Below are 26,031 nucleotides of genomic sequence, written 5' to 3' on the forward strand. Positions count from 1 at the left end.
CGAAGGATGGAAGCTCCCATCACCCTGCTGCTGATCGCGGTCACCTGCGTGGTCAGCCTGATCGCCTTGCGCACGCCTTCGCTGCTGATGCGGCTGATCCTGTGGCCGCCGGCGATCGACCGCCATCGCCAGTACGACCGGCTGGTCGCTTACGGTTTCATCCATGCCGACATCTGGCACCTGTTCTTCAACATGTTCACGCTGTTCTTCTTCGGTCGCCAGATCGAAGCCTGGATGGCGGCGCAGCACGGGCCATGGGTGTTCCCGCTGTTCTACTTCTCGGCGCTGGTGGTGTCGATCCTGCCGACCTATCTGAAGCACCAGAAAGACCCCAACTACCGCAGCCTGGGCGCATCCGGCGCGGTGTCGGCGGTGCTGTTCGCCTTCATCATGCTGGCGCCCTGGGCCACGATCGGCGTGTTCTTCATCCCGATGCCGGCCATCGTGTTCGCCGTCTTGTACATCGCCTACAGCATCTGGATGGACAAGCGCGGGGGCGACAACATCAACCACGGCGCCCATCTGGCCGGTGCGGCCTATGGCGTGCTGTTCCTGGTGGTGATGGACACGGGTGTGGTGGGCCACTTCCTGCAGGAACTCTCGCGTCCCAGCTTCGGTTAAGCCGCCATTGCGGCTTTGCTCACCTGCATTGAAGGTGGGCCGTGCTATCCCGGTGCCGTGTCCCACCCGTGGAGAAACGCATGGCGACCCGGAAGACAGCAGCCAGCAAGACCGTCGGCAAGACGGCCAGGAAAACGGCAGCCGGTAAAACGGCAACACGCAAGGCAGTGAAGAAGGTGGCGACGAAGAAGGTCGCCGCGAAGAAAACCACCGCGAAGAAAGGGGCACCCGCAAAAGCCGCCGCCAGGAAAGTCGCCCGCAAGACCGGTGCGGCACGCAAGACAATCCGCAAGGCGGCGAAGAAAACGGCGACGCGCACGGTCGCCAAGCAGGCCACACGCAAGGTCGCCGCGAAGAAGACGGCGAAGACCGCCACCAAGAAGGTCGCACGCAAGGCAGTAAAGAAGCCGGCACCTCAGCGTCCGGCCAAACGCGTGACGACGAAGACGGCCACCACGGCGGGGCAAGTCCCCGCAGCCAAGGCTGCGGCGAAGAAGGTCGCGCGCAAGCGCGCACCGAGGAAGATCACACCCGCCCAGGCGTTGGCCAACGCACGCAGCCTGCTCGAACAGAAGCTTGAACATGATCGCCACCCGGCACCATGGCAGCATCTGGATCAGGAGACTCACGGCGCCACGCCGGAAGCGGGCTTCGCCTCCGCCGAAGCCGCCGGCAAGGCGCACGAGCTGCACGCGGCAGAAAGCCGGATGAAGGCCATCCAGGGCAGCGCCGGCACGCAGGATCGGCGCAACCAGGGCAAGCGCGACCATCGCGGCGAGTAGCGCCACGTTGGTGTCGAGGAAGAAGGGATGGTCGTTCTGCCTGCATCGTCGATGCAGCTGGGACGGGACTCCGGCGCGGCAGTCACACCCGAAGGTGGACCCCTGCGCCGCGCCGGAGCACCCGGTGGAAGACGTGCGGTATCAGTCCATCAACGAGTGCACGGCGTGCACGCCGGCGTTCTCGCTGCCGGAATAGGTCGACATCAGGCGCTCGTACACCGCGTTGTTGAGTTTCTCGAACTCCCACGCATCGGTGTGGCCGGTGACGGTCAGCTGGTAAAGGCCCTCCAGCAGGGTGAAGTCGCTGGCGTTGGAGACATCGGGCAGTGCGTCGATCAGGCTCATGGCGGAACTCCGAGATGCAGGTCTTTGTGCCATGTCACGCAGCAATCGTGCCAACTATGGAAGTGCGATATCGGTCACGCTCCTGCAGCCGTCCTTTTCTTTCACAAGCATGAATGTGACGCGCTGCGTCCAGTTGTGCCACAGGGCCAGCCGGGCATTGGGTCACACTGTAGGGGTGTCCCCTACCACGGAGCTGCCATGACCGCCGACCCGCCCACGCCCGACCTCCATCACGACCCGGACGCCCACCGCTTCTCCCTCCGGCTGGACGGCCACGAGGCCGAGCTCCTGTACTCGCTACGGAGCGGGCGCATGGTCATCGACCATACCGGCGTGCCCGAGGCGATCGGGGGCCGCGGTATCGCCGCCACGCTGGTCAAGGCGGCGCTGGACCACGCGCGCCGCCAGGGCTGGCGCGTGGTGCCGGCGTGCTCCTATTCGGCGGCGTACGTCCAGCGGCATCCCGAGTACGCCGATCTGGTCGACGCACGTTCGTGATGGAGGTGCCGGGTACGGCAGCCTAGAATGACGCCCCTCACACGCGGAAGGAGCCCGTACGTGTCATCCCCCCTCGATACCCGCAACCCGATCCGTCGCATCGGCGTCGTCCTGATGGCGACGCTGGCGCTGTCCGCCTGCCAGCGCGAGTCCACCCCGCCGCCGACCGCCGCCGAGCCGCAGGTGCCCGCGGCCGCGCCCGCAGAAGCGCCGGTGGCGCCGCCCGAGCTGAAGGATGTCATCGAGTCCACCGACCGCTATGTCGTGGGCATCAGCTATCCGGCGACGGTCAACCGCCATCCCGGCCTGGCGCGGACACTGGCGGCCTATACCGACGCTCAGCGCGCCGAGCTGATGGAGGCCGTCGAGGCGTTCGGCAACGACAAGCCGTCGGCCCCCTACGAATTGTCGCTGGCCTTCGAGCAGGTGGTGGATACGCCGAACATCGTGGCGGTGGCGGCCGATGGCAGCCGCTACACCGGCGGCGCGCATGGCCAGCCGCTCATCGCGCGCTTCGTCTGGTTGCCGAAGCAGGACGCCCGCCTGACCGCCGCCGCCCTGGTCCCGGACGCGAAAGGCTGGCAGGCCATCAGCGACTACGTGCGCGAACAGCTGCATACCGCCGTGGTGACCCGCGCGGACGAGGACGAGCTGGCGCCGACTGACCGCGCGGCGCTGATCAAGAGCACCTTCCGGATGATCGACGAAGGCACCGAGCCGGACGCCGCCAACTTCAGCGAGTTCATCCCGGTGCTCGACGCCGCAGGCCGCATTACCGCGTTGCGCTTCGTGTTCCCGCCCTACCAGGTGGGTCCGTATGCCGATGGCACGCAGACGGTCGACGTGTCATCGGCGCTGCTGCTGCCGCACGTCGCCCCGGCGTACGCGGAGCTGTTCGCCCGCTGACCGCCATGCCGCATGCCCGCTTCGAGCGCAGGATTGCAGCCCTGTTGGCCGAAGCGGATGTGCGGGTCGATGGCGAACGGCCTTGGGACCTCAAGGTCCACGATCCGCGCTTCCACGCACGCGTGCTGGGGCAGGGCTCGCTGGGCCTGGGCGAAAGCTACATGGACGGGTGGTGGGACGCCGCCTCGCTCGACGGCCTGCTGTACCGCCTGCTGGCGGCGCGCCTGGACGAACGGGTGCCGCGCGCCGGTGAGATCTTCGATGCACTGCGGGCGCGCCTGACCAACCTCCAGTCCCCGCGTCGCAGTGGCGAAGTGGGGCGACGCCACTACGATCTCGGCAACGATCTCTACGCCGCCATGCTGGGCCGTCGCCTGGTCTACAGCTGCGGCTACTGGCGCCATGCCGACACCCTCGACGCCGCGCAGGAAGCCAAGCTCGACCTGGTCTGCCGCAAGCTCCGTTTGCGGCCCGGCATGCGGGTGCTCGACGTGGGCTGCGGATGGGGCGAAGCGCTGAAGTTCGCGGCCGAGCGGTATGGCGTGGAAGGTGTCGGCGTCACCATCTCGGGCGAGCAGGCCGAGTACGCGCGCCGGTTGTGCGCCGGACTGCCGGTGGAGATCCGCCTGCAGGACTACCGCGCGCTGGACGAGCCGTTCGATGCGGTGTTTTCGCTCGGCATGTTCGAGCACGTAGGCGTGAAGAACTATGCCGCGTACTTCGACGTGGTGCGGCGTTGCCTGCCCGCCGACGGCCTGTTCCTGCTGCACACCATCGGTAGCAGCCGCTCGGTGGACCGCACCGACCCGTGGATCGCGCGCTACATCTTCCCCAACTCCATGCTGCCCTCGGCGGCACAGATCACGCACGCGGCCGAGGGCCGGTTCGTGCTGGAGGACTGGCACAACTTCGGCGCCGACTACGACCTGACGCTGCAGGCATGGCGCGACAATATCGAGTCCGCGTGGGAAGCGCTCGATCCACGCTACGACCAGCGCTTCCGCCGGATGTGGCGGTTCTACCTGGCGGCGTCGATGGCCACCTTCCGCAGCCGGCGTTCGCACCTGTGGCAACTGGTGCTGTCGCCGCGCGGCGTGCCGGGCGGCTACGTCGCACCACGCTGAGCGGGCACGCAAACGAAAAGAGCAGGCCGCAGCCTGCTCTTTGTCGATCCATCGATGTCGCGTCAGGCCGACGGTGCGGAAGGCAGTTCGCGCGCGTTGAAGATGCGCTCGATCACCTCGGCCAGTTCGTCCTCGGAGAACGGCTTGGTCAGGTAGGCCTTGGCGCCCTGGCGCAGACCCCACATACGGTCGGTGTCCTGGTCCTTGGTGGTCACCAGGATGACCGGGATGTGCTTGGTGGTGGCCTCGCGGCTCAGCGTGCGGGTGGCCTGGAACCCGTTGAGGTTCGGCATCACCACATCCATCAGCACCATGTCGGGCAGTTCGCGCTTGGCGACTTCCACGCCCGCTGCGCCGTCCTCGGCGGTGATGGATTCGTGCCCCAGTTTCTCGACGATGCGCTGGATGCCCAGCAGCTGCGATGGCGAATCGTCGACGATCAGAATCTTTGCCATGGATATCCCCAGTGTTCCCCGCCGTCGATTTTAGACCTTGTCGGTGACAACACAATGGGCTGGGAGGCCAACGGACGACGCCCGTCGCGCCGCCTGTGCCGTTCATCCCATTCGCACCAGCGTGCGTCCGAACGAACGCCCGTCCAGCATGGTGCGGAACACCTCCGGCAGGCCTTCCAGCGTGGTTTCCCGCGTGCAGATCGTGTCCAGGTGGCGCGGTTTCCAGTCGCTGGCCAGGTGCTGCCAGACCTGTTCGCGGATATCGCGCGCGGTGCCGGCGGAGGCAACGCCGAGCAGGGACACGCCCCGAATTATGAAGGGCATCACAGTTATGGGCAGGTCGGCGCTGGCGGCGAGGCCGGCGCTGGCGACGTTGCCGTAGGGCACGGTCTGCGCCAGCAGGCTGGCCAGCATCGGCCCGCCGACATTGTCCAGGCCGCCACCGAAGCGCGCGGACTCCATCGGCCGCGAGGTCGCCAGCGCGTCGCGGCCCAGGACTTCACTGGCGCCGATGGATTTCAGGTAGTCCGTGTTTTCGGGCTTGCCGCTGATGGCATGCACCGCGAAGCCGGCCTTGCTGAAGATGTCGACGGCCAGCGAGCCCACGCCACCGGTCGCGCCGGTGACGGCGAGCGGGCCGAGATCGGGCGTCTGCCGGTTGTCGCGCATGCGGTAGAGCGCCAACGCAGCGGTGAAACCGGCGGTGCCCAGGATCATGCTCTCGCGCAGGCTGAGTCCGGCGGGCAGGGGAACGACCCACTTCGCATCGAGTCGCGCGTACTCGGCATAGCCGCCATCGCGTGTTTCGCTGAGGCCCGAGCCGGTCACCAGCACCGCATCGCCTTCCTTGAACGCCGGATCCGTCGAGGCCACCACATGGCCCGCCACGTCGATGCCACCCACCAGCGGGAATCGCCGCAGGATCTTGCCTTCGCCGGTGCCGGCGAGCGCGTCCTTGTAGTTGACCGACGAGTACGCGGTCTTGATGACGACCTCGCCGGGATTCAGGGCATCCAGCGCGATGGCCTCGATGCCGCCGCGATAACCGGCGTCGTCGCTGTGGATGCGGAAGGCGTTGAAGGGGGTGGAAGGCAGGGTCATGGTCTATGCACCTCTTTCATTCAAAGAATGTCGGGATAGAGATCCCGCCAAGTAGAGTTTGTGGCTTCAACGAGCTGAATCTTCCAGAGGCGTTTCCATGCCTTGATGGACCTCTCGCGCAGGATCGCAGATTCCATCTGCTCATGGACTTCATACCAGACCAAAGTATGGACGCCGTAGCGTTGAGTGAAGCCGTCGGCTTGATCGTGCTTGTGCTGCCAGATGCGTCCTGGAAGATCGGACGTTACGCCGATATAGAGCGTGCCGCGAGGTTGGCTGCACAGAATGTAGACACAGGGAATCCGCTCCCTAGGCATGCAGGCTCTCCTTTGCCAGTCAGCGCAAGCGAGGAGACTATAAACCTACCTCATCGTTCCCGGACAAGCAGCAATCCGCCGGTAGCGTGTTTGGTGAAGGCAGCCTTGAGAGCAAGATGGGTCCCAGCGTTCGCTGGGACGACGACAGTTCATCCATCGCACGGAAACCCTCCACCGTCATTCCAGCGAACGCTGGAATCCATTGCCTGTGGTCGCCGCCTGGCTGTCAGCAAGCGCAAGATGGGTCCCAGCGTTCGCTGGGACGACGGCAGTTCGTCCATCGCGCGGAAACCCTCCGCCGTCATTCCAGCGAACGCTGGAATCCATTGCCTGTGGTCGCCGCTTGGCTGCCAGCAAGAGCAAGATGGGTCCCAGCGTTCGCTGGGACGACGGCAGCTCTTCCATCGCACGGAAACCCTTCACCGTCATTCCAGCGAAAGCCGGAATCCATCGCCTGTGGTCGCCGCCTGGCTGCCAGCAAGAGCAAGATGGGTCCAAGCGTGACCAGACGTACGTCTGTTGAAAGCCGCTGGGACGACGACAATTCGTCCATCGCACGAAAACCCTCCGCCGTCATTCCAGCGAACGCTGGAATCCATTGCCTTTGGTCGCCGCCTGGCTGCCAGCAAGAGCAAGATGGGTCCCAGCCTTCGCTGGGACGATGGACGGCTCACCGCAACGACTTTCGCCGTTTCTCATCCATCCACTTGTCCGCCTGCGCAGGCGTGTAGGCGCGCATCCACGCGACCATCGCATCGAGGTCGTCGCCGTGCCACAGGTCGGCGCGTTGTTCCGGGTGCAGGAAGCGCTCCTCGACCATGCGGTCGATCATGCCCATCAGCGGGGTGTAGAACCCTTCGACGTCGAGGAAGGCGCAGGGCTTGTCGCCGATGCCGAGCTGGCGCCAGGTCAGCATCTCGAACATCTCGTCCAGCGTGCCGAAGCCGCCGGGCAGGGCGACGAAACCGTCGGAGAGGTCGAACATGCGCTTCTTGCGCTCGTGCATGTTGGCGACGACTTCCAGCGTGGTCACGCCCTTGTGCGCAACTTCCCAGTTGACCAGTTGTTCGGGAATGACGCCGACCACCTCACCGCCGGCGGCGAGCACGGCATCGGCGACGGTCCCCATCAGGCCGACGTTGCCGCCACCGTAGACCAGTCGCATGCCTTCCTTGGCGATGCGGTCGCCCAGGGCGATCGCGCGTTCGGTGTAGGCGGGCTTGTTGCCGGCGTTGGAGCCGCAGTAGACGCAGAGGGATTTCATGAGGCCGGGATTCGGGAGTGGGGAATGGGATTCGTGGAGTCAAAAGCGAAACGCCGGACGGATGTCCGGCGCTCCTGGATCATGGACCCGGGAGGGGGCGGGAATCTGCTGTCGCGAATCCCCATTCCCGAACCCCCGGCCAACTCAGTTGGCCTTGTGGATCGCGCGCTTGTGCACGGCCATCGCGGCATCGTGTACCGCTTCCGACAGCGACGGGTGCGCGTGGCAGATGCGGGCCAGATCGTCTGCGGAACCCTTGAACTCCATGGTGAGCACGCCTTCGTGCACCAGTTCGGACACGTTGGCGCCGACCAGATGCATGCCCAGCACGCGATCGGTTTCGGCGTCCGCGATGACCTTCACGAAGCCGCTGGGCTCCGCCATCGCCACGGCGCGGCCCACGGCGGCAAACGGGAAGGAGCCGGCCTTGTAGGCCACGCCCTCGGCCTTGAGCTGCTGCTCGGTCTTGCCGACCCAGGCGATCTCGGGCGAGGTGTAGATGACCCACGGGATGGTGTCGAAGTTGACATGCCCGGGCAGGCCGGCGATCAGCTCGGCGACCGCGATGCCTTCCTCGAAGCCCTTGTGCGCCAGCATCGGCCCGCGCACGCAGTCGCCGATGGCCCAGACGCCATCGACGCCGGTATGGCAGTGCGCGTCCACTTCCACCTGGCCGCGTTCGTTGAGCCTGACCCCCGTGCCCTCGGCCAGCAAGCCCTTGCTCGCGGCGCGGCGGCCCACGGCGACCAGCAACTTGTCGACGGTCAGCGTCTTCTCGCCTTCGGCGTCGCTGTAGGTGACCACGACTTCCTTCTTCTTGCCCTTGCCGGTGACGTCGGTCTTCGACACCTTGGCGCCAAGGCGGATCTCGAGGCCCTGCTTCTTGAACTCGCGGGCGGCGACCTTCGACACTTCGCTGTCGGCGACGGCTAGGAAATCGGGCAGGGCTTCGAGAATGGTGACCTCGGCGCCAAGGCGCTTCCACACGCTGCCCAGCTCCAGCCCGATCACGCCTGCGCCGATCACGGCCAGGCGCTTCGGCACTTCGGTGAAATCCAATGCGCCAACGTTGTCGACGATGGTGTCGCCATCGAACTTGGCAAAGGGCAGTTCGATGGAATCCGAACCGGCGGCGATGATGATGTTGGTGCCCTTGAGCTCGACCTCGCTGCCGTCGTGCTGCTTCACCTTGACGAGGTTGCCCGGCTGCAACTGGCCGAAGCCGTAGTACGCCGTCACCTTGTTGGCCTTGAACAGTTGCGCGATGCCGCCGGTGAACTGCTTCACGATGGCGTCCTTGCGGCCGACCATGGTGCCGACATCGATCTTCGCGTCCTTGACGCTGATGCCGTGCTGTTCGAACTGGTGGGTCAGGTTGTGGTACTGGTGCGAGGAATCCAGCAGCGCCTTGGACGGGATGCAACCGACGCGCAGGCAGGTGCCGCCCAGCGCGGGCTTGCCGTCCTTGCCCAGCGCGGCGTCGATGCAGGCGACCTTCATGCCCAGCTGCGCGGCACGGATGGCGGCGTGGTAGCCGGCCGGGCCTGCACCGATGACGACGACGTCGAATTGTTGTTGTTCGCTCATTGGCTTTCGCTCACACGGGAATCGGGAATGGGAAATCGGGAATGGGAAGAAGCGGAGATCCGGGAATGGGTATGGCTTTCGACCATTCCCGTCTCTCTATTCCCGATTCCCGTGCTGCTCGGCATTACATGCCGAGCAGCATCCGGTGCGGGTTTTCCAGCTGGTTCTTGATGTCGACCAGGAACAGCACCGCGTCCTTGCCGTCGATGATGCGGTGGTCGTAGGACAGCGCGATGTACATCATCGGGGCAGCGATCACCTGGCCGTTCTCGACGATGGCGCGGTCCTTGATGGCGTGCATGCCCAGGATGGCGCTCTGCGGCGGGTTGACGATCGGGGTGGACATCAGCGAGCCGAAGGTGCCGCCGTTGGTGATGGTGAAGGTGCCGCCCTGCAGGTCTTCCAGTCCCAGCTTGCCGTCGCGCGCTTTCTTGGCGTACTCGGCGATGCCCTTTTCGATGTCGCCGAAGCCCATGCGCTCGACATTGCGCAGCACCGGCGTGACCAGGCCCTTCTCGGTGGAGACGGCGATCGAGATGTCGGCGTAGCCGTGGTAGATGATGTCGTTGCCGTCGACCGAGGCGTTGACGATTGGGTGGCGCTGCAGCGCGTTGGCGGCGGCCTTGGCGAAGAAGCTCATGAAGCCCAGCTTGATGCCGTTGGCCTTCACGAAGTCGTCCTGCAGTTCCTTGCGCATCTCCATGACCTTGGCCAGGTTGACTTCGTTGAACGAGGTCAGCATGGCGATGGAGTTCTTCGACTGCATCAGGCGCTCGGCGATGCGCGTGCGGATGCGGGTCATCGGCACGCGCTCTTCCGGACGCGCGCCACCGGACACGCCGGCGGTTTTGCCGCTGGCGTAGTTGACCAGGTCTTCCTTGGTCACCGCGCCACGACGGCCGGTGCCTTCCACGCCGGCCGGGTCGATGCCCTGGGTGATGGCGGTGAAGCGCGCGCCCGGCGGCAGCGCGTCGGCGCCGGCCGGTGCCGGCTTGGTGCTGGACGGCGCAGCGGCATCGGCCTTGGCGGCGGCGGCCTTCGGCTGCACTTCCTCGGCGCCTGCGGCCGGCTTCTTCTCTTCGGTGGCGGGCGCAGCAGCGGCCACGGCGCCTTCCTCGATGATCGCCAGCAGCTGCTGGCTGGTCACCGTGTCGCCTTCCTTGAACTTGATTTCCTTCAGCACGCCGTCGACGGGCGAGGGCACTTCCAGCACGACCTTGTCGGTTTCCAGGTCCATCAGGTTCTCGTCGCGCTTGACCGCGTCGCCGACCTTCTTGTGCCAGGCGGCGATGGTGGCATCGGAGACGGACTCGGGCAGAACCGGAACTTTGACTTCAGTGGCCATGGGATGGGACGTCCTGGTGATGTTGTTCTAAAGAATGGGGGCTTATTCGGCGACGTTGTCGTTGCCGAGCTTGTTGACCAGTGCGTCGGCGACCAGCTTGAGCTGTTCCTCGACGTGCTCGGCGAAATGGCCGGCGGCGGGCGAGGGCGAACGCGCGCGACCCGCGTAGTGCAGGGTCTGCTTGTCGGCCAGACAGGCCTGCAGGTGGTGCTTGATCTGGTACCACGCACCCTGGTTCTGCGGCTCTTCCTGGCACCAGACCACCTCGGTGGCCTTGCCGTAGCGCTTGAGTTCGGCGGCCAGCTGCGCGCGCGGGAACGGGTACAGCTGCTCCACGCGCACCAGCGCCACGTCGTCCTGGCCGCGCTTCTGCGCGTCTTCCAGCAGGTCGTAGTAGACCTTGCCGGAACACACGACCACGCGCTTGACCTTCTTGGCGTCGGCGACGGCGTCGGGGATCAGGTGCTGGAACTCGCCGTTGGCCAGTTCGTCCAGCGTGGACACGGCCAGCTTGTGGCGCAGCAACGACTTCGGCGTCATCACCACCAGCGGCTTGCGGGTGGTCATGCGCATCTGCCGGCGCAGCATGTGGTAGCACTGGGCGGGCGTGGTGGGCACGCAGACCAGCATGTTCTCCACCGCGCACAGCTGCAGGAAGCGCTCCAGGCGCGCGGAGCTGTGCTCCGGTCCCTGGCCTTCGTAGCCGTGCGGCAGCAGCAGGGTCAGGCCGCTGATGCGGCCCCACTTGGCTTCGCCGGCGGCGATGAACTGGTCGATCACCACCTGCGCGCCGTTGGCGAAGTCGCCGAACTGCGCTTCCCAGATGCACAGGGTGTTGGGGTCGGTGGTGGAGAAGCCGTACTCGAACGCCATCACCGCTTCCTCGCTGAGCAGCGAGTCGATGATGGTGGCCTGCTCCGGCTGTTCCACCAGCTGCCGTAGCGGCAGGTAGTAGCTGTCGGTCTTCTGGTCGTGGAGGATCGCGTGGCGGTGGAAGAACGTGCCGCGGCCGGCGTCCTGGCCGACCAGGCGCAGTCCGTTGCCTTCGGCCAGCAGGGTGGCGTAGGCGAGGTTCTCGGCGAAGCCCCAGTCGGCCGGCTGTTCGCCCGCGGCCATCCTCACGCGGTCTTCGTAGATCTTCGCCACGCGCGGGTGCAGCGCCACGCCGGCCGGGATGGTGGTGATGATCTTGGCCAGCGAGTCGAGCGACTTGCGCTTGACCTTGGTGTCGACCGGATCGCTCAGCTTGCCGGACAGGTACTTGGACCAGTCGATCGCCAGTTCGTCGTCCTTCTGCTTGGCGAGTTCGGTGGTGTATTCGCCCGAGTCCAGCTTGTTGCGGTAGGCATCGGCCAGCGCCTTGCCGCCCTCGGCGGGGATCACGCCGGCGGCTTCCAGCGTGGCGGCGTACATCTCGCGCGTGGTCGCGTGCTTGCGGATGGTCTGGTACATCACCGGCTGCGTCGCGGCAGGCTCGTCGGCTTCGTTGTGACCGTGGCGGCGGTAGCACACCAGGTCGATCACCACGTCCTTCTTGAACTGCTGGCGGAAGTCGTAGGCCATCTTCGCCACGAACACCACCGCCTCCGGATCGTCGCCGTTCACATGGAACACCGGCGCGCCGACCATCTTGGCCACGTCTGTGCAGTACATCGTGGAGCGGGCGTCTTCCTTGTTGCTGGTGGTGAAGCCGATCTGGTTGTTGATGACGATGTGCAGCGTGCCGCCGACGGCGAAGCCGCGCGCCTGCGACATCTGGAACAGCTCCATCACCACGCCCTGGCCGGCGAACGCCGCATCGCCATGCATGATGATCGGCAGCACCGTCTGGCGCGCCGCGTCGGTGCGGCGCTCCTGGCGCGACCGCACGCTGCCGGCCACGACCGGGTCGACGATTTCCAGGTGCGAGGGATTGAACGCCAGCGCCAGGTGGACCGGGCCGCCCGGGGTGGCGATGTCGGCGGAGAAGCCCATGTGGTACTTCACGTCGCCGGCATGGGCCAGGCTGTTGTCGTGCTCGAACTTGCCCTCGAACTCGTCGAACAGCTTGCGCGGGCTCTTGCCCAGGGTGTTGACCAGCACGTTGAGGCGGCCGCGATGGGCCATGCCCACCACGATGTCCTTGACCCCGCCTTCGCCGGCGCTGCGGATCATGGTGTCGAGCAGCGGGATCAGCGCGTCGCCGCCTTCCAGCGAGAAGCGCTTCTGGCCCACGTACTTGGTGTGCAGGTAGCGCTCCAGGCCCTCTGCCGCGGTCAGCCGCTCCAGGGTGCGGCGCTTGGCGTCGTCCGACAGGCCGAACTGGCCACCGGCCGTCTCCAGCCGCTGGTACAGCCACTGGCGCTGGTCGACTTCCGGGATATGCATGAACTCGACCCCGATGGGGCCGGTGTAGGCCGCCTTCAGGCGGGCCAGCAGGTCGCGCAGCTTCATGCGCGAATTGCCGCCGACGTTGCCGGTGCTGAACTCGCTGTCGAGATCGCGCTCGGACAGGTTGTGGAAGGCCAGGTCCAGGTCGGGCGGGTTGACCGGCGGGGTCAGGCCCAGTGGGTCGAGCCGGGCACCCAGGTGGCCACGCGACCGGTAGGCGGTGATCAGGCGGCCCACGTTGCGCTCGCGCTCGTCGCCGCCGGCGGCCACGACATGGCCGTTGTTGGCGGCCTGGCGGGCGGCGTCGGTGATCTGCTGGATGACCACCGAATGCGGCACGTCGCCGGCCTCGCGGCCCTTGAAGCCATCGAAGTAGGCCTTCCATTTGGGGCCCACGCTTTCCGGAGAAACGAGGTACTGCTCGTACAGGTCTTCAACGTAGGAGGCGTTGCCTCCGTTGAGCTGCGAGGATTGCGCGAACTGCTTCAGGAGGTTGTCCACGATGGCGATGGCGTGCAGTGGGGTAGTCGAGGGGCGCTTGCGTCCGTACTGCGCGATACCGCACTGACAGGGACGAAAACCGGGAAATTATACCCCCATGCCGGGAACGGGGCGTAACCGGATTGGACTAAAGACGCAGATCACGGGCCGCTGATGGCCCTCGGGACAAGGCCGCCCGCATGACGCTAGAGGCCCAGTGCCCGGTACTCGGTGACGGGGCGCGAACGCTCCCACATCTGCATGAACTCGTCCCGCAGCTGGCGGGCGCGACCGGCGTGCGCCAGGCCCGCTTCGCCATCGAAGCGATGGCCGAGCGGGCGGTGATAGTAGCCGTGGTCGTCGTTGGCGACGAACGCGGCGGTGTACGCCAGGTCCACCGGGTCTTGCACTTCGCGGAAGGCGAACACGCTGGGCAGGCGCTGGCCCAGGCCGATCAGCGGGGCCAGCGCCCGCTGCGGGGTACCGGCATCGTGCAGCAGCACGCTGACCTGCGCGCCACGCTGGCGGGTGGCGAAGCGGCGCAACGCCTCCACGACCACCGGCGCATCCCAGAGTCCCGGATCCAGCGCCCGGCTGTAGATCACCAGCGTGCGGCGTGCCTGGGTCACCACGGCCGTGGCGATGGCCACGGCTTCGGCGCGATGGACGATGCTGGCGGGGCCGGCCAGCTGCCTGCGCATGCCCTGGTGCTCGATGCCGGCCTCGAAGAAACGCTCTCCTTCCGGCACGAAGCCGTGGCGGGCGTAGAAGGTCTCGGCCGTGACCTGGGCGTGCAGCGAGACATCGGGCCACTGGCGACGCCGGGCCTCGTCCAGCAGGGCCACCAGCAGCGCGTCGCCGACGCCGTGGCCGCGCCAGGCCGACAGCACGGCCATGCGGCCGATCCGGTGCTCGGGCGTCAGGCGTGCGGTGCCGATCGGCGTCCCCGCTGCGTCGCGGGCCAGCACGTGATGACTGAGGGGATCGAGCGCATCGCGTTCCAGCGCGCGCGGCACCTGCTGTTCCTGCACGAACACCACGTCCCGGACCTGGTGCAGCGGCGCCGCGCCGGTGGCGTAGTCGACGGCTTCGATGCGGTAGTCCCGGCCTGTGCTCACGCGTCTTCTTCCCCGTCATCCTCCAGGGCCAGCTGGTAGTGACCCTGGGCCGCCAGTGCCATCACGGCATCGCGACCGGCCTCGCTGAGCGCGCCATAGGTGGCGCCGTCCAGGCTTTCCAGTGCCGCCAGCTGCTGGGCGTCCTTGACCGGCACTGCGTAATCCACGCCATTGCAGAACAGGGTCGCGCCCTTGCCGCGCCGGCGCCATGCGAAACGCGAGAACGGATGGCGAAGCAGGCGCGCGCCCTGCTGCAGGTCCCATTCCATCTCGATGCGCGAGGGCGCGTCCGGTGCCGGCATCACGTCGCCGGACGCGCGATAGGTGGTGATGAAGCGGCCGAACCAGTCGCCGACCAAGTCCGGGTCGTTCATGCGCAGCGCATTGAGCGCCTCGACCACGCGTTCCATCGCGCGGGCGTCGATCTCGTTGGGGTCCTGCGGCGCGGTCAGGTCTTCGTCGTGGTAGCGCTGGGCGTCGTCGGCCTCGGCGATCAGCGTATCCAGGTAATCGCCGATCAGTTCGGCCGACGACGGCGCGCGCATGCCGATCGAGAAGGTCAGGCAGGCGTTCTCCGCCACGCCGTGGTGCGGGACCAGCGGCGGCAGGTACAGCATGTCGCCCGGCGACAGCACCCATTCGTGCGTGGGATCGAACGTGCGCAGCAGCTTGATCGCCACGTCGTCCTGGAAGCCGAGGTCCGGCGCCGGCCTGCCCATCGCCACGCTGGCATCGATCATCCAGCGCCGCTCACCCTGCGCCTGCAGCAGGAACACGTCGTAGTGGTCCACGTGCGCGCCGACCGAGCCGCCGGTCGCGGCGAAGCTGATCATGATGTCGTCCACCCGCCAGCGCGGCAGGAAGCGGAACTGTTCGAGCAGTTGCCGCACGTCCGCGTCCCACTTGTCCACGTCCTGCACCAGCAGGGTCCAGTCGTGGTGCGGCAGGCCGGGGAAGTCCTCTTCCTGGAACGGACCGGTACGCACGTCCCACGCACCCGTCGCCCGGTCCAGGCTGATCAGGCGCGCCAGCACGCCTTCCTCGCAGGCCAGGCCGGCCAAGTCTTCCGGCTGCACCGGCGTTTCGAAATCAGGGAAGGCGTTGCGGATCAGCAGCGGCCGCTTGTGCCAGTAGTCGCGCAGGAAGCGCTCGGCCGGCATCCCCAGCGGCTGCGCGCGCGAGGCGTCCACCTCGAACGGCAGGTCCTTGGGCGGGCGGGCGGTCTTGTTCTTCATGGGCAGGCGGTCGCGACGGGGGAGGGAAAGCCAGCATCCACGGCCATGGCCGTGTCGTCATTGAGGCCGGTCAAGGCGAGGGCGGGGAGGCGACTTCGTCTGCCAGGCGTTTGTCCAGCCGCTGCGTGGCCCGTTCCGCATACGCGCGGCAGGCACCGGTATCGACCAGCGGCGCGTTGGCGCGTGCACCGATCCGCGCCCACAACTGGCTTGCGGACGGATGCGGGGTGACCAGGATGTCGCAGTCCAGCGCGGCCACGCGCGCCAGCGTGGCGCGGAACGCCGCGGTGTAACCCGGGTGCGCGGCGTCGTCGCTGTAGCGGTACACGTCGTCGGAGATCGCGGTCAGGCTGTCGGCGTAGACCATCTGGTGGCAGGCATCGCCTTCGCAGGACCGCCACGTCCAGCTGGTGCCGCCCGGCGTGTGGCCCGGCGTCGCGATGGCCTGCATGGCGAGCCCGCCCACCTTCACCACGCCGTCGTCGGCGAGCGTGATGACCTGCGCGACAGGGGCGATGGGTTCCGCCACCTCCATTTGCGGGTCACGGCGATCCGGCGTGCCGCGCTTCAGCGTATCCACGGCCGGTGCGCGGGCGTAGACGGGCGCGCCGGTGGCGCGTTGCAGTTCGGCCAGGCTGCCAGCGTGGTCATGGTGCTCGTGCGAGAACACGATGGCGCGCACGTCCTCCGGCTTGAAGCCGAGAGCGCGGATGTTCGCCAGGATCTGCGGACCGGCCTGCGGCGTGCCGGCATCGACCAGGATGTGGCCCTCGTCGGAGGTCACCAGCAGCGCACTGATGCCGCAGGTGCCGACGTACCAGGTGTTGCCGTACACCTTCAGCGGCGTGGCCGGGTCGTTCCAGCCGGCGTCATCGGCGCAGGCCTTGGCGATGGGCGTGTCGGCAGCGTGTGCGGCCGCCGGAAGCGCGAGGGCAATCAAAGCGGAGAGCAAGGTGGTGCGGAGCGTCATGTGGCGATCTCGTCGTAGCCGCGGTTGACGAACTGCAGCAGGCACCAGCCGTGGCCCCAAGGATCGGCCAGGCGGACGATGCGTCCCCAGTTCGTTTCGCGGATGTCGGTTTCCTGCGCAAGACCGGCCTGCAGGGCGCGGGCGAGGGCAGGTTCAAGGGAATCCACCACCACGTCCAGGTGCACGGGCGTCCAGTGGCGGGCGTAGTCGCGGGGCGCATCGGCGGTCGCGAGCGAACCGGAGGGGTTCTGCAGCAGGTAGATCGGCGCCTGCGCGCCGAGCAGTTCCACGCCGTCGTCGCCGAAGCGACGCGCGGCGGTCAGGCCGAAGGCCGTGGTGTACAGCGCTTCTGCAGCGGACAGGTCGGCAACGTCGATGTTGATCAGCAGGTGCATCGCCGTTCCCTCGCGTCGGCCGTTCAGATGTTCCGTGCGAGCCGCTCGGCGAGGCCGGTGTAGCCGCCGGGCGTCATCTCGCGCAGGCGCTGCTTGTCTTCGGCCGGCAGGTCCAGCGATTCGACGAAGGCGCGCATCGAGTCGGCGGTGATGCCCTGGCCGCGCGTGAGCGCCTTCAGCTGTTCGTACGGATTGGGCAGGCCATGGCGGCGCATCACCGTCTGCACGGCTTCGGCCAGCACTTCCCAGGCGGCGTCGAGGTCGGCATCCAGGCGCGCCGGGTTCACTTCCAGCTTGCCCAGGCCCTTGGCCAGCGAATCCAGCGCCACCTGCGTATGGCCGAACGCCGTGCCCAGCGCACGCAGCACGGTGGAATCGGTCAGGTCGCGCTGCCAGCGGCTGATAGGCAGCTTGGCGCTGAAGTGCTCGAACAGGGCATTGGCGATGCCGAAGTTGCCTTCCGCGTTCTCGAAGTCGATCGGGTTGACCTTGTGCGGCATCGTCGACGAGCCGACTTCGCCTTCCTTCAGGCGCTGCTTGAAATAGCCCAGCGAGATGTAGCCCCAGATGTCGCGGGCCAGGTCGATCAGGATGGTGTTGGCGCGGCGCGCGGCATCGCCGATCTCCGCCACGTTGTCGTGTGGCTCGATCTGGGTGGTGTACGGGTTGAACACCAGCCCCAGGCCTTCGACGAAACGCTGCGCGAACGCCGGCCAATCGACATCGGGGTAGCTGGCCACGTGCGCGTTGTAGTTGCCGACGGCGCCGTTGATCTTGCCGGTCAGTTCCACCGCGGCGATCTGTGCGCGCTGGCGCTCGATACGGGCCACCACGTTCGCGATCTCCTTGCCCAGCGTGGTCGGCGAGGCGGTCTGGCCGTGCGTGCGCGACAGCATCGGCTGCGCCGCCTGCGCGTGCGCCAGCGTGCGCAGCGTCGCGGCCACGCCGTCGAGCGTCGGCAGCAGCACCTCGCGGCGCGCCCGTTCCAGCATCAGGCCGTAGGACAGGTTGTTGATGTCCTCGCTGGTGCAGGCGAAATGGACGAACTCCAGCGCGGGCGCCAGTTCGGCGTCGTCCTTCAGCTGCTCCTTGATGAAGTACTCCACCGCCTTGACGTCGTGGTTGGTGGTGCGCTCGATCTCCTTAACACGCGCGGCGTGCGCGACGCTGAAGCCGTCGGCCAGGGCGCGCAGCTTGGCCGTGGCGGCGGCGGAGAACGCGGGCAGCTCGGTGATGCCCGGCTCGGCACCCAACGCCAGCAGCCACTCCACCTCCACCTTCACGCGGGCGCGGATCAGGCCGTACTCGGAGAAGATCGGGCGCAGCGCATCGACCTTGCCGGCGTAGCGGCCATCGAGCGGGGACAGGGCGAGCAGGGACGAATCCGACATGGGGAGGAGGGCGGCTGAAAGGGAGCGTTCCATTTTACCCCGGGAAGGCGGTGAACCGGCCTGGCGTATCCTGTGGCCCCCGCCAGCCGCCGGCATCCGCGCCGGTGCGCACGCCGTGAATCCCTCCAGGAGACGGTTGATGACCAGCAAGAAGACCGCCGCGGGCAAGCCCCGCGCCGCACGCACCCGCATCGAACACGACAGCATGGGCGAACTGCACGTGCCGGCCGATGCGCTGTGGGGTGCGCAGACGCAGCGGGCGGTGCAGAACTTTCCCATCTCCGGCCGGCCGATGCCGCGTGGCTTCATCCGCGCGCTGGGGCTGGTCAAGGGCGCCGCGGCCGAGGTCAATGCCGGGCTGGGCCTGTTGCCCAAGGGCATCGCCAAGGCCGTGCAGGACGCCGCACGGGCGGTGGCCTCGGGCGAATACGACGCGCATTTCCCCATCGACGTGTACCAGACCGGTTCCGGCACCTCGTCCAACATGAACGCCAACGAGGTGATCGCCACGCTGGCCACGCGTGCGGGCACCGCGGCGGTGCACCCCAACGACCACGTCAACCTCGGGCAGAGTTCCAACGATGCGATCCCGACCGCCCTGCGCGTGGCCGCGCAACTGGCGGTGCTGGAGGACCTGATGCCTGCGATCAAGCATCTGCGCCAAGTGATCGATGCGCGCGGCAAGGCGCTGGGCAAGGTGGTCAAGACCGGCCGCACGCACCTGATGGACGCCATGCCGCTGACCTTCGGCCAGGAGTTCTCGGCCTGGTCGGCGCAGCTGTCGTCGGCGCAGGCGCGCATCGAGGACACGCTGAAGCGCGTGCGGCGCCTGCCGCTGGGCGGCACCGCCATCGGTACCGGCATCAATGCCGATCCGCGCTTCGGTGCACGCGTGGCGAAGGCGTTGTCGGCCAGCACGGGTACGCGTTTCGAGAGCGCGGCCAACAAGTTCGAGGGCCTCGCCGCGCAGGACGACGCGGTCGAGCTGTCCGGCCAGCTCAGCGCGCTGGCGGTGGCGCTGACCAAGATCGCCAACGACCTGCGCTGGATGAACTCCGGTCCGCTGGCGGGCCTGGGCGAAGTGGAACTGCCGGCGCTGCAGCCGGGCAGTTCCATCATGCCGGGCAAGGTTAATCCGGTGATCCCGGAGGCCACGGTGATGGTGTGCGCGCAGGTGATGGGCTACCACACCGCGATCACCGTGGCGGGGCAGACCGGCAACTTCCAGCTCAACGTCACCCTGCCGCTGATCGCGCACAACCTGCTGGACGGCATCCAGTTGCTGTCGAACGTCTCGCGCCTGCTGGCCGACGACTGCATCGCCGGGCTCAGCGTGCGCGGCGACCGCGTGCGCGAAGCGCTGGACCGCAATCCCATCCTGGTGACCGCGTTGAATCCGGTGATCGGTTACGAGAAGGGCGCGGCCATCGCCAAGCAGGCCTACAAGCAGAACCGGCCGGTGCTGGAGGTGGCGCGCGAGGTCACCGGCCTACCGGAAAAGACCCTCAAGCGACTGCTGGATCCGGCGCTGCTGGCGAAAGGCGGCATCCACGGCAAGCCGGGAGGCGGTGGCGGTTGAGGACTGCCGCGCGTCAGTCGCGCGGCGGCCACTCGCCGGGGATCTTCATCCCGCCCAGCATCGCCAGCGCGCCTTCGCACATCTGCTGCTTCTGTTCGGGCGTGCCGCTGTCCAGGCGTCCCAGTCGTTGCGCCAGCGTGCGCTCGCGGTACGCGACCAGGGTGTCGCCCGGGGCGAACTCGGCGAGCGTCAGCAGCCGCCCGCGCTCGATCTGGTCCTGGTGCGTGTTGACGTAGCGGAAATACGCCGGGGCCGCACGCTGCAGGTAGCCCGCATCCGTCGCTGAGCATTTCTCGATCAGCACCGGCATCGCGAACGTGGCGACGTAGGCGATGTGGTCCTGGAAGGCCTGTTCGCGGGCGGGGTCCGGTGTATCGGCCGCCTGCGCGGTGGACACCGTCATCGCCAGTCCCAGCAGCATCGTGCCGACGTATTTCATTGCGGACCTCGTAAGGGAAAAGGAAGGATGACTCGATGCCGCGCACCACGCGGCAGTTGAGCGCTCAGGGCGAAGGCGCATCGGCCGGCTGAGCGGCGGCCGCATCCGCTTCCGCGGCGGCATTGCCTGCCGTTCCGGGCGCATCGCCCTTGACCGCCCGGCCGAGGGCGCGTCCGACCTCTTCGCCGGCATCGTGGGCGCCACTGTGCGAGGTGCGGCACTCCTTCACGTCGTCCTGCTCCATGCCCGCGTAGGGCTGGAACGCAGGCAGCGCGGCGGCGAGGTCCTGCTGTGCCTTGTACAGGCCGGGCAGGCGGTCGCAGATCTTCATCGCCTCGGCTTCCACCCTCTTCGCCTCGGCGTCGATCTGCTGGTCGATCTGGTCGGGATTGCCGCTGAAGATACCCTTCACCGCGGCACCGACCGCCTTGCCGGCCAGCTTCACGCCTTCCTTGCCGGTGGCGATGCCGGCGTCGGCGATGCCGCCGAGTTCGCGGTGATAGGCGACCAGCAAGGCGCGCTGCGCATCGCTGACCGGTACCGGCTTGCCGTCGATGATGAAGTCGCCCTTCGCCGACACTTCGGCCCGCGGATGACCGGTCGCGTCGAGCTTCAGGTTCTGGCCCCACAGGGCGGCCGATTTCTCCGCGCGTGCGTCGCCGTTGGCGTTGCTGTCGCCGCCGTTGGAGCAGGCGACCAGCAACAGGGTGGACAGGGTGATGGTCAGGGTGCGGATCATGGTCGTTCCTCGGGAATCAACGGCGCTTGGGGATGTCGATCTGGCCTTTCACGCCGTCGTGGTCGACGTCGCCGCTGCCGACCGAGCGGACGCTCAGGTTGCCGGCGACATCGCGCACGTCCACGCCGCCGGAGCCCACCGATCCGACCGTGACGTTGCCGCTGATGTCGCGCAGCTCGGCGCCGCCGGAACCGATGGATCGGATCTCGACGTCGCCGCCGCCGGACAGGCTGAAACCGCCCGAGCCGATGCCGCCGACCTGGGTGGCACCACGCACCTTGTCCGCCTCGACTTCGCCCGAGCCGATCGACACCACGTTCAGGCTGCCGGCACCGTGGACATCGATCTCGCCCGAGCCCACCGAGGCGGCAACGAGACCGCGGATGCTGCGGCCCACGGCATGGCCGGAGCCGACATCGGCGCTCAGCACCGGCGCACCCGTGACCTCGGCTTCGCCCGAGCCGACCTTCACCTGCACCGGCAGGTGGTCGGGCAGGGTCGCGGACAGGTGCAGGTAGGCGTAGTTGCCGCCGAACGAAAAGCCACTGACATTGCCGTCCTGGTAAAGCCGCACGACCAGCTTGTCGCCGGCCCGCCGCTGTTCGATCTTCAGGCGCGCAAGCCGGTCGGCGTGGCTGCTGCAGGCCCGGCCATCCAGGGCCGCGGGCGCGCCGGCGCGTGATTCCACGCTCAGATGATGCGGGCCGACCTCGAACACCACGGTCCTGGCGTCGCCGATATCGAGCGTCAGCTGGCGGGGCGCTTCATGCTTGCAGTATCTGTCCGACGCCAGCGCGGGCGCGGAGAGTGCGAGCAGGGCGAGCAGCGGGGAAGCGGTCAGGGCGGTGCGCATCGGCGGGTCTCGGGAAGCAAGGTCGGTCAGGCGGGAGCTGCCGGCCGCGAGGGCGGGGCGCTGCCGGTGGAATCAACGGGGTCTCAACGCGTGGCGAATTCGCGACGGACCTCCCGCTCGCAGTCTTCGACATCGTCCGCTTCCAGCGTGGCGTAGGGACGGAACGACGGAAGACTGGTCGAGAGGCGCTGCTGGCTGTCCATCAACGCCGGCAGGCGGTGGCAGATCTGGCGCACGCCGGGTTCGACGGTCTCCCTCACGGTTTTCTCGACGCGGCGTTCCAGGCTGCCGGTCATGGCGCCGACCATCAGGCTGAAGAGGCCGCGGTCCACCACCTCGAGCGCGGCCTGCGCACTGCGCTCGCCGATGTCGATGCCGGCCTTGGCGATGTCGATCACCTGGCCGCGATACCGCAGGAGTTGCTGCCGCTGCTGGCCGTCGATGGCGACCGCCTTGCCTTCGATCAGGAAGTCGCCCTGCGGGGTGATTTCCGCCTTCGGCAGCACGCGATCCTCGTCGGCGATGCGCTTGCCGGATGTTCCGAAGCGCAGGTTGTCGCCCAGCTGCAGGTTGCCGGTGTCCAGCTCACGGCGGGCGGCGGCCAACTCGGTCCGTACTTCATCGCGTGCGCTGGCCAGGTCGGCGCTGATTTCGCTGTCGATGCTCGTATCCCTCGCATTGGCCGTCTGCGCGGCGAACGGCAGCAGACTGGCGAGCAGCAAGGGCATCAGGGCACGCTGGAGGCGGGGTGCATGCATGTCGGTCTCCTTCGCAGGTGGGGGCGACGCGCTTTGTTCGCGGCGTCCCCGGGGATCGGCTGTCGCGCTACGCGCCGCGTGGGGCAGCAGGCTCAAAAGGTCCAGTTGCCGTCGCCGTTGGCATCGCCGCAGTCGTCCACGTCGGACTGGTCCATGCTGGCGTAGGGCTTGAACTCGGGCAGGGCGGTGGCCAGGGCCTGCTGAGCGCCTAGCAGCCCCGGCAGGCGCGTGCACAGCTGCGCCACCATCGGCTTGATCTTCGCCTTGGCCTGTTCGCCGACCTGCTGGCCGATCTCGTCGCCGGACTGGCCGGCCAGCACACCCTTCAGGGCCGAGGCGGCGGCATCGATGCCCACGCGCGCGCCTTCCATGCCGATCGCCATGCCGTCGCCGACCACGCCGAGCAGTTCGCCGCGGTAGGCCAGCACCAGTGCCTTCTGTTCCGGCGTGGTGGCGACCGGCTTGCCTTCGATCAACAGCTCGCCGGCTGGCGTGATCTCTGCCTTCGGCAGGGACTGGCTTTCGTTGCGGTTGAGCGAGATGTTTTCGCGGGCCAGTTTTTCGCGGGCCGTGGCGATTTCCGCACGCGCCTTCTCCATTTCCTGGCTGGCTTCACCCAGCCCCTTGGCGACTTCGCCCATGGCCTCGGCGGCGATGCCGGTGGGCGCGGTGTCCTGCTTGTCCTGTGCCGGCTGGCAGGCGGCCAGCATCAGGGCGGCGGCGATGCCGGCGCCACGGATCAGAAGCGTGTTCTTGTGCATGGGAGGTCCCGTGTCGTGTCGAAGGAAAGCGGGCGGCGGTGGGGCGCCGCCCCGGGGAGGCTTATTCGCTCTCGCGCCAGCGGCGCAGGTAGATCGCACCGACGATCAGGGCCACGCCGATCGCCGCGCCGATCCACAGGTCGGCCGTGGCGAAGGCCTGCCAGCTGCGGGTCAGGTCGATGGCGTTGGCCAGTTCGTCCGGTGAGTTGAAGTCGGCATGCGGGTTGGCCGCGCCGCCGGGCAGGGTGGGGAACCAGGCGCCGGGGATCACGCTCGCCAGGCCACGGTAGACCACCGTGTACCAGATCAGGTCATGGCGGATTTCCAGGCCGGGCAGGATGTCGGTCATGCTGATGATCACGCAGGCCAGCACCGGCACCAGCACCGCCCACAGGAACGGCTTGCTGCGCGACCAGGCCGAGCAGAACATCAGCCAGCCCACCGCCGGCAGGGCCCAGAACACGTAGACCGGCAGCGAGGACAGCACACCACCGATGATGCGCAGCGGATGCGAGTGGGTGAACACCGCGCCGCCCGCCGGCAGGCCGTTGATCGAAATCGTCAGGGCCGAGATCAGCCACATCGCCACGCCGATCAGGATGCCCACGCCCACCGCCAGCAATGGCGCCAGCACCAGTGCCCAGGCCAGCTTGGACAGCACCATGTGCGTGTCCGAGATCGGCAGCGACTTCCAGAACAGCACGCTGCGGTCGCGGCGGTCGTCGTAGAGCGTACCCAGTGAGTAGAAGAACACCACGAAGGCCAGCACCACGCACGCCAGCACCACGCCGCCCAGCAGCATGCCGTCGCCGATGCCGCCGACGATCTGGTGGGCCTTTTCCGGCGCCTCTTCGATGCTGAAGCCCCCGCCGCTGAGCTCGCCGCGGGCGGCGATGCTGCCGATGACCGCCAGGATCGCGTTCAGCACCACGAAGATGCCGCCCGTGATGACCGGCGCCCAGAAGAAGCCGCCGCGGTTCTCCCAGAATTCGCGCTTCAACAACCACGTGAACGCGCCCGGCTTGGAGGATTTGCCCAATGTCGATGTCACGGCGTTCATGCGTAGGTTCCTTTCATGATGGCGACGAACAGGTCGGCCAGGCCAGGGGTACGGGTTTCACCGAGGGCGGCGAGATGTCCCTTTGGCACGCCGTCGAACAGCAGCACGGTCTTGCCGAAGGGCAGGGCGCGCTCGTCGATGGGTTTCAGGGCACGGGCCTGCTCGACCGCCTCGCCGCTGACCAGTAGTTCGGTATAGCGTTCCGCGACTTCTTCCATCTGCGAGGTCAGCACGATCTTGCCGTCGCGGATGAACATCACGTCGGTGAGGATGTGCTCGATCTCCTCCACTTGGTGGGTGGTCACGATGATCGTCTTCTGCTCATCGAAGTAGTCCTCCAGCAGGCGCTGGTAGAACTGCTTGCGGTAGAGGATGTCCAGGCCCAGCGTGGGCTCGTCCAGCACCAGCAGCTTGGCGTCGATCGCCATCACCAGCGCCAGGTGCAGCTGCACGATCATGCCCTTGGACATCTCCCGCACGCGCAGGTTGGGCTTGAGCTGGGTGTTGGCGATGAAGCGTTCGCACTTGGCGCGGTCGAAGCGCGGGTGGACGCCGGCGACGAAGTCGATGGCCTCCTTCACCCGCATCCAGCGCGGCAGCACGGCGACGTCGGCGATGAAGCAGACATCCTTCATCAGTTCGTCGCGGTCCTTGCGCGGGTCCAGGCCGAGCACCTTCAACTGGCCCTCGAACGGCGTCAGGCCCAGGATGGCCTTCAGCGCGGTGGTCTTGCCGGCCCCGTTGGGGCCGATCAGGCCGATGATCTTGCCCGCTTCGATCTCGAAACTGGTGTTGTCCAGCGCAAGCTTGTTCCGGTACGCCTTGCGCAGGCCGTGGGCCGACACCACGGTATTGGCGATTGCAGCATTCATCACTTGATCCCCTTGGATTGCAGCAACTCTTCGATGGACAGGCCCAGGCGCTCGATGCGCTCGGCGACGGCCGGCCACTCTTCGGTCAGGAAACGCTCGCGCTCGCTGCCGCGAAGCTTCTTGGCGGCTTCGTCGGTGACGAACATGCCCAGGCCGCGGCGCTTTTCCACCAGCGCTTCGTCCGCCAACTCCTGGTAGGCGCGCGAGACGGTGATGGGATTCAGCTGGTACTCCGCGGCCACCTGGCGGACGGAGGGCAGGGCGTCGCCCGGCTTCAGGATGCCGTCCAGCATCATGGCGATCACGCGATCCTTCAGCTGACGGTAGATGGGAGCACCGTCGCTCCATTGGATGGGCGCCATGGCTCAGCTCCTCGGACGCAGGGATTGGCCGAAGGAGAAGTACGGCATGGACAGGGAGGCACGGGCACGACGCTTGTGCGCGGGAGCCTGCGGGGATTTGTCATCGCCGGTGATCTCGCGGACGTCGGACTCCAGCGCGCCCACCAGCGTGGCCGGATCCACCTCGGACGTGCGGGCGCCGGACATGGCCGCCAGGGCACCCGCTGCCAGCAACAGGCCGCCGACGGCCAGGCTGGGCAGGGTGTGGGTCAGTTTCGGGTTCATCGGGTACCCCCCTGAGTTGGGTGAGTGGTGTTGTATTCAA

General features: G+C 67.4%; 28 protein-coding genes. 6 read left to right on the forward strand and 22 right to left on the reverse strand.

Going from position 1 to position 26,031, the window contains the following annotated elements; translation table 11 throughout:
- The first annotated feature begins 6 nt into the window (after nucleotides 1–6).
- A complete protein-coding gene (locus tag MMG85_RS00090; RefSeq protein WP_241043936.1) occupies nucleotides 7–621 on the forward strand; it encodes a rhomboid family intramembrane serine protease in 615 nt (204 codons plus the stop codon).
- A gap of 80 nt (nucleotides 622–701) precedes the next feature.
- A complete protein-coding gene (locus MMG85_RS00095; RefSeq protein ID WP_241043939.1) occupies nucleotides 702–1,403 on the forward strand; it encodes a hypothetical protein in 702 nt (233 codons plus the stop codon).
- A 141-nt stretch (nucleotides 1,404–1,544) separates the two neighbouring features.
- On the opposite strand, the gene MMG85_RS00100 is transcribed toward MMG85_RS00095, so the two are convergent.
- Nucleotides 1,545–1,748, reverse strand: a complete 204-nt coding sequence (locus tag MMG85_RS00100; RefSeq protein WP_055942808.1) for a hypothetical protein — start codon at nucleotides 1,746–1,748, stop codon at nucleotides 1,545–1,547.
- A gap of 198 nt (nucleotides 1,749–1,946) precedes the next feature.
- Between MMG85_RS00100 and MMG85_RS00105 the strand changes: the two genes are divergently transcribed.
- Genes MMG85_RS00105 through cfa form a run of 3 tightly spaced genes read left to right on the forward strand, consistent with a single transcriptional unit; the run spans nucleotide 1,947 to nucleotide 4,276 of the window.
- A complete protein-coding gene (locus tag MMG85_RS00105) occupies nucleotides 1,947–2,246 on the forward strand; it encodes a GNAT family N-acetyltransferase (protein ID WP_241043942.1) in 300 nt (99 codons plus the stop codon).
- Nucleotides 2,247–2,306: 60 nt separating this feature from the next.
- Nucleotides 2,307–3,152: a DUF4163 domain-containing protein gene (locus MMG85_RS00110; protein ID WP_345778826.1), complete on the forward strand. Its 846-nt coding sequence runs from the start codon at nucleotides 2,307–2,309 to the stop codon at nucleotides 3,150–3,152.
- A gap of 5 nt (nucleotides 3,153–3,157) precedes the next feature.
- A complete protein-coding gene (cfa, locus tag MMG85_RS00115; RefSeq protein ID WP_241043943.1) occupies nucleotides 3,158–4,276 on the forward strand; it encodes a cyclopropane fatty acyl phospholipid synthase in 1,119 nt (372 codons plus the stop codon).
- 62 nt (nucleotides 4,277–4,338) lie between these two features.
- Here the strand turns inward: cfa and pilH are convergent, their stop codons facing one another.
- The 12 genes from pilH to purB form a co-directional block, all read right to left on the reverse strand.
- Nucleotides 4,339–4,731, reverse strand: coding sequence for a twitching motility response regulator PilH (gene pilH, locus MMG85_RS00120; RefSeq protein WP_055942820.1), 393 nt, complete (start codon nucleotides 4,729–4,731; stop codon nucleotides 4,339–4,341).
- 102 nt (nucleotides 4,732–4,833) lie between these two features.
- Nucleotides 4,834–5,832 (reverse strand): YhdH/YhfP family quinone oxidoreductase, encoded by a 999-nt coding sequence (locus MMG85_RS00125; RefSeq protein ID WP_241043945.1) that lies wholly within the window; start codon nucleotides 5,830–5,832, stop codon nucleotides 4,834–4,836.
- A 20-nt stretch (nucleotides 5,833–5,852) separates the two neighbouring features.
- Nucleotides 5,853–6,149, reverse strand: a complete 297-nt coding sequence (locus tag MMG85_RS00130; protein WP_241043946.1) for a GIY-YIG nuclease family protein — start codon at nucleotides 6,147–6,149, stop codon at nucleotides 5,853–5,855.
- Between the two features lie 670 nt (nucleotides 6,150–6,819).
- Nucleotides 6,820–7,413, reverse strand: a complete 594-nt coding sequence (locus MMG85_RS00135) for a TIGR00730 family Rossman fold protein (protein ID WP_241043947.1) — start codon at nucleotides 7,411–7,413, stop codon at nucleotides 6,820–6,822.
- Between the two features lie 144 nt (nucleotides 7,414–7,557).
- On the reverse strand, nucleotides 7,558–9,000 hold the full coding sequence (lpdA, locus tag MMG85_RS00140; RefSeq protein ID WP_241043948.1) for a dihydrolipoyl dehydrogenase: 1,443 nt from the start codon (nucleotides 8,998–9,000) through the stop codon (nucleotides 7,558–7,560).
- A 124-nt stretch (nucleotides 9,001–9,124) separates the two neighbouring features.
- Nucleotides 9,125–10,345, reverse strand: a complete 1,221-nt coding sequence (gene sucB, locus MMG85_RS00145) for a dihydrolipoyllysine-residue succinyltransferase (protein ID WP_241043950.1) — start codon at nucleotides 10,343–10,345, stop codon at nucleotides 9,125–9,127.
- A 42-nt stretch (nucleotides 10,346–10,387) separates the two neighbouring features.
- Nucleotides 10,388–13,216, reverse strand: coding sequence for a 2-oxoglutarate dehydrogenase E1 component (locus MMG85_RS00150; protein ID WP_241043952.1), 2,829 nt, complete (start codon nucleotides 13,214–13,216; stop codon nucleotides 10,388–10,390).
- Between the two features lie 185 nt (nucleotides 13,217–13,401).
- Nucleotides 13,402–14,313 (reverse strand): GNAT family N-acetyltransferase, encoded by a 912-nt coding sequence (locus MMG85_RS00155; protein ID WP_241043953.1) that lies wholly within the window; start codon nucleotides 14,311–14,313, stop codon nucleotides 13,402–13,404.
- Complete coding sequence (locus MMG85_RS00160) at nucleotides 14,310–15,548, reverse strand: cupin domain-containing protein (protein ID WP_241043956.1); 1,239 nt, start codon at nucleotides 15,546–15,548, stop codon at nucleotides 14,310–14,312. Before MMG85_RS00160 ends, MMG85_RS00155 begins: the two co-directional genes overlap by 4 nt.
- A 70-nt stretch (nucleotides 15,549–15,618) precedes the next feature.
- Complete coding sequence (gene bla / locus MMG85_RS00165; RefSeq protein WP_241043958.1) at nucleotides 15,619–16,518, reverse strand: subclass B3 metallo-beta-lactamase; 900 nt, start codon at nucleotides 16,516–16,518, stop codon at nucleotides 15,619–15,621.
- Nucleotides 16,515–16,913, reverse strand: a complete 399-nt coding sequence (locus MMG85_RS00170) for a VOC family protein (protein ID WP_241043961.1) — start codon at nucleotides 16,911–16,913, stop codon at nucleotides 16,515–16,517. Before MMG85_RS00170 ends, bla begins: the two co-directional genes overlap by 4 nt.
- A 23-nt stretch (nucleotides 16,914–16,936) precedes the next feature.
- Nucleotides 16,937–18,304: an adenylosuccinate lyase gene (purB, locus tag MMG85_RS00175; protein WP_241043962.1), complete on the reverse strand. Its 1,368-nt coding sequence runs from the start codon at nucleotides 18,302–18,304 to the stop codon at nucleotides 16,937–16,939.
- Nucleotides 18,305–18,443: 139 nt separating this feature from the next.
- Between purB and MMG85_RS00180 the strand changes: the two genes are divergently transcribed.
- A complete protein-coding gene (locus MMG85_RS00180; RefSeq protein WP_241043963.1) occupies nucleotides 18,444–19,883 on the forward strand; it encodes a class II fumarate hydratase in 1,440 nt (479 codons plus the stop codon).
- 13 nt (nucleotides 19,884–19,896) lie between these two features.
- On the opposite strand, the gene MMG85_RS00185 is transcribed toward MMG85_RS00180, so the two are convergent.
- The 9 genes from MMG85_RS00185 to MMG85_RS00225 all read right to left on the reverse strand — a co-directional run bounded on the left by MMG85_RS00185 (nucleotide 19,897) and on the right by MMG85_RS00225 (nucleotide 25,991).
- Entirely contained in the window at nucleotides 19,897–20,322 is a 426-nt protein-coding gene (locus MMG85_RS00185) for a hypothetical protein (RefSeq protein ID WP_241043964.1), read from the reverse strand.
- Between the two features lie 64 nt (nucleotides 20,323–20,386).
- On the reverse strand, nucleotides 20,387–21,061 hold the full coding sequence (locus MMG85_RS00190; protein ID WP_241043965.1) for a DUF2884 family protein: 675 nt from the start codon (nucleotides 21,059–21,061) through the stop codon (nucleotides 20,387–20,389).
- 16 nt (nucleotides 21,062–21,077) lie between these two features.
- Entirely contained in the window at nucleotides 21,078–21,914 is an 837-nt protein-coding gene (locus MMG85_RS00195) for a hypothetical protein (protein WP_241043966.1), read from the reverse strand.
- Between the two features lie 83 nt (nucleotides 21,915–21,997).
- Nucleotides 21,998–22,672 (reverse strand): hypothetical protein, encoded by a 675-nt coding sequence (locus MMG85_RS00200; RefSeq protein WP_241043967.1) that lies wholly within the window; start codon nucleotides 22,670–22,672, stop codon nucleotides 21,998–22,000.
- 92 nt (nucleotides 22,673–22,764) lie between these two features.
- On the reverse strand, nucleotides 22,765–23,433 hold the full coding sequence (locus MMG85_RS00205) for a YggN family protein (RefSeq protein WP_241043970.1): 669 nt from the start codon (nucleotides 23,431–23,433) through the stop codon (nucleotides 22,765–22,767).
- A gap of 61 nt (nucleotides 23,434–23,494) precedes the next feature.
- Complete coding sequence (locus MMG85_RS00210) at nucleotides 23,495–24,493, reverse strand: ABC transporter permease (protein ID WP_241043973.1); 999 nt, start codon at nucleotides 24,491–24,493, stop codon at nucleotides 23,495–23,497.
- Entirely contained in the window at nucleotides 24,490–25,365 is an 876-nt protein-coding gene (locus tag MMG85_RS00215) for an ABC transporter ATP-binding protein (protein ID WP_241043974.1), read from the reverse strand. The genes MMG85_RS00210 and MMG85_RS00215 overlap by 4 nt, the downstream gene beginning before the upstream one ends.
- Nucleotides 25,365–25,727 (reverse strand): GntR family transcriptional regulator, encoded by a 363-nt coding sequence (locus tag MMG85_RS00220; protein ID WP_055942874.1) that lies wholly within the window; start codon nucleotides 25,725–25,727, stop codon nucleotides 25,365–25,367. Before MMG85_RS00220 ends, MMG85_RS00215 begins: the two co-directional genes overlap by 1 nt.
- 3 nt (nucleotides 25,728–25,730) lie before the next feature.
- Nucleotides 25,731–25,991, reverse strand: a complete 261-nt coding sequence (locus MMG85_RS00225) for a hypothetical protein (protein ID WP_241043976.1) — start codon at nucleotides 25,989–25,991, stop codon at nucleotides 25,731–25,733.
- Nucleotides 25,992–26,031: the final 40 nt, after the last annotated feature.

The sequence above is a fragment of the Pseudoxanthomonas sp. LH2527 genome, from assembly GCF_022539275.1.
Lineage (GTDB): Bacteria > Pseudomonadota > Gammaproteobacteria > Xanthomonadales > Xanthomonadaceae > Pseudoxanthomonas_A.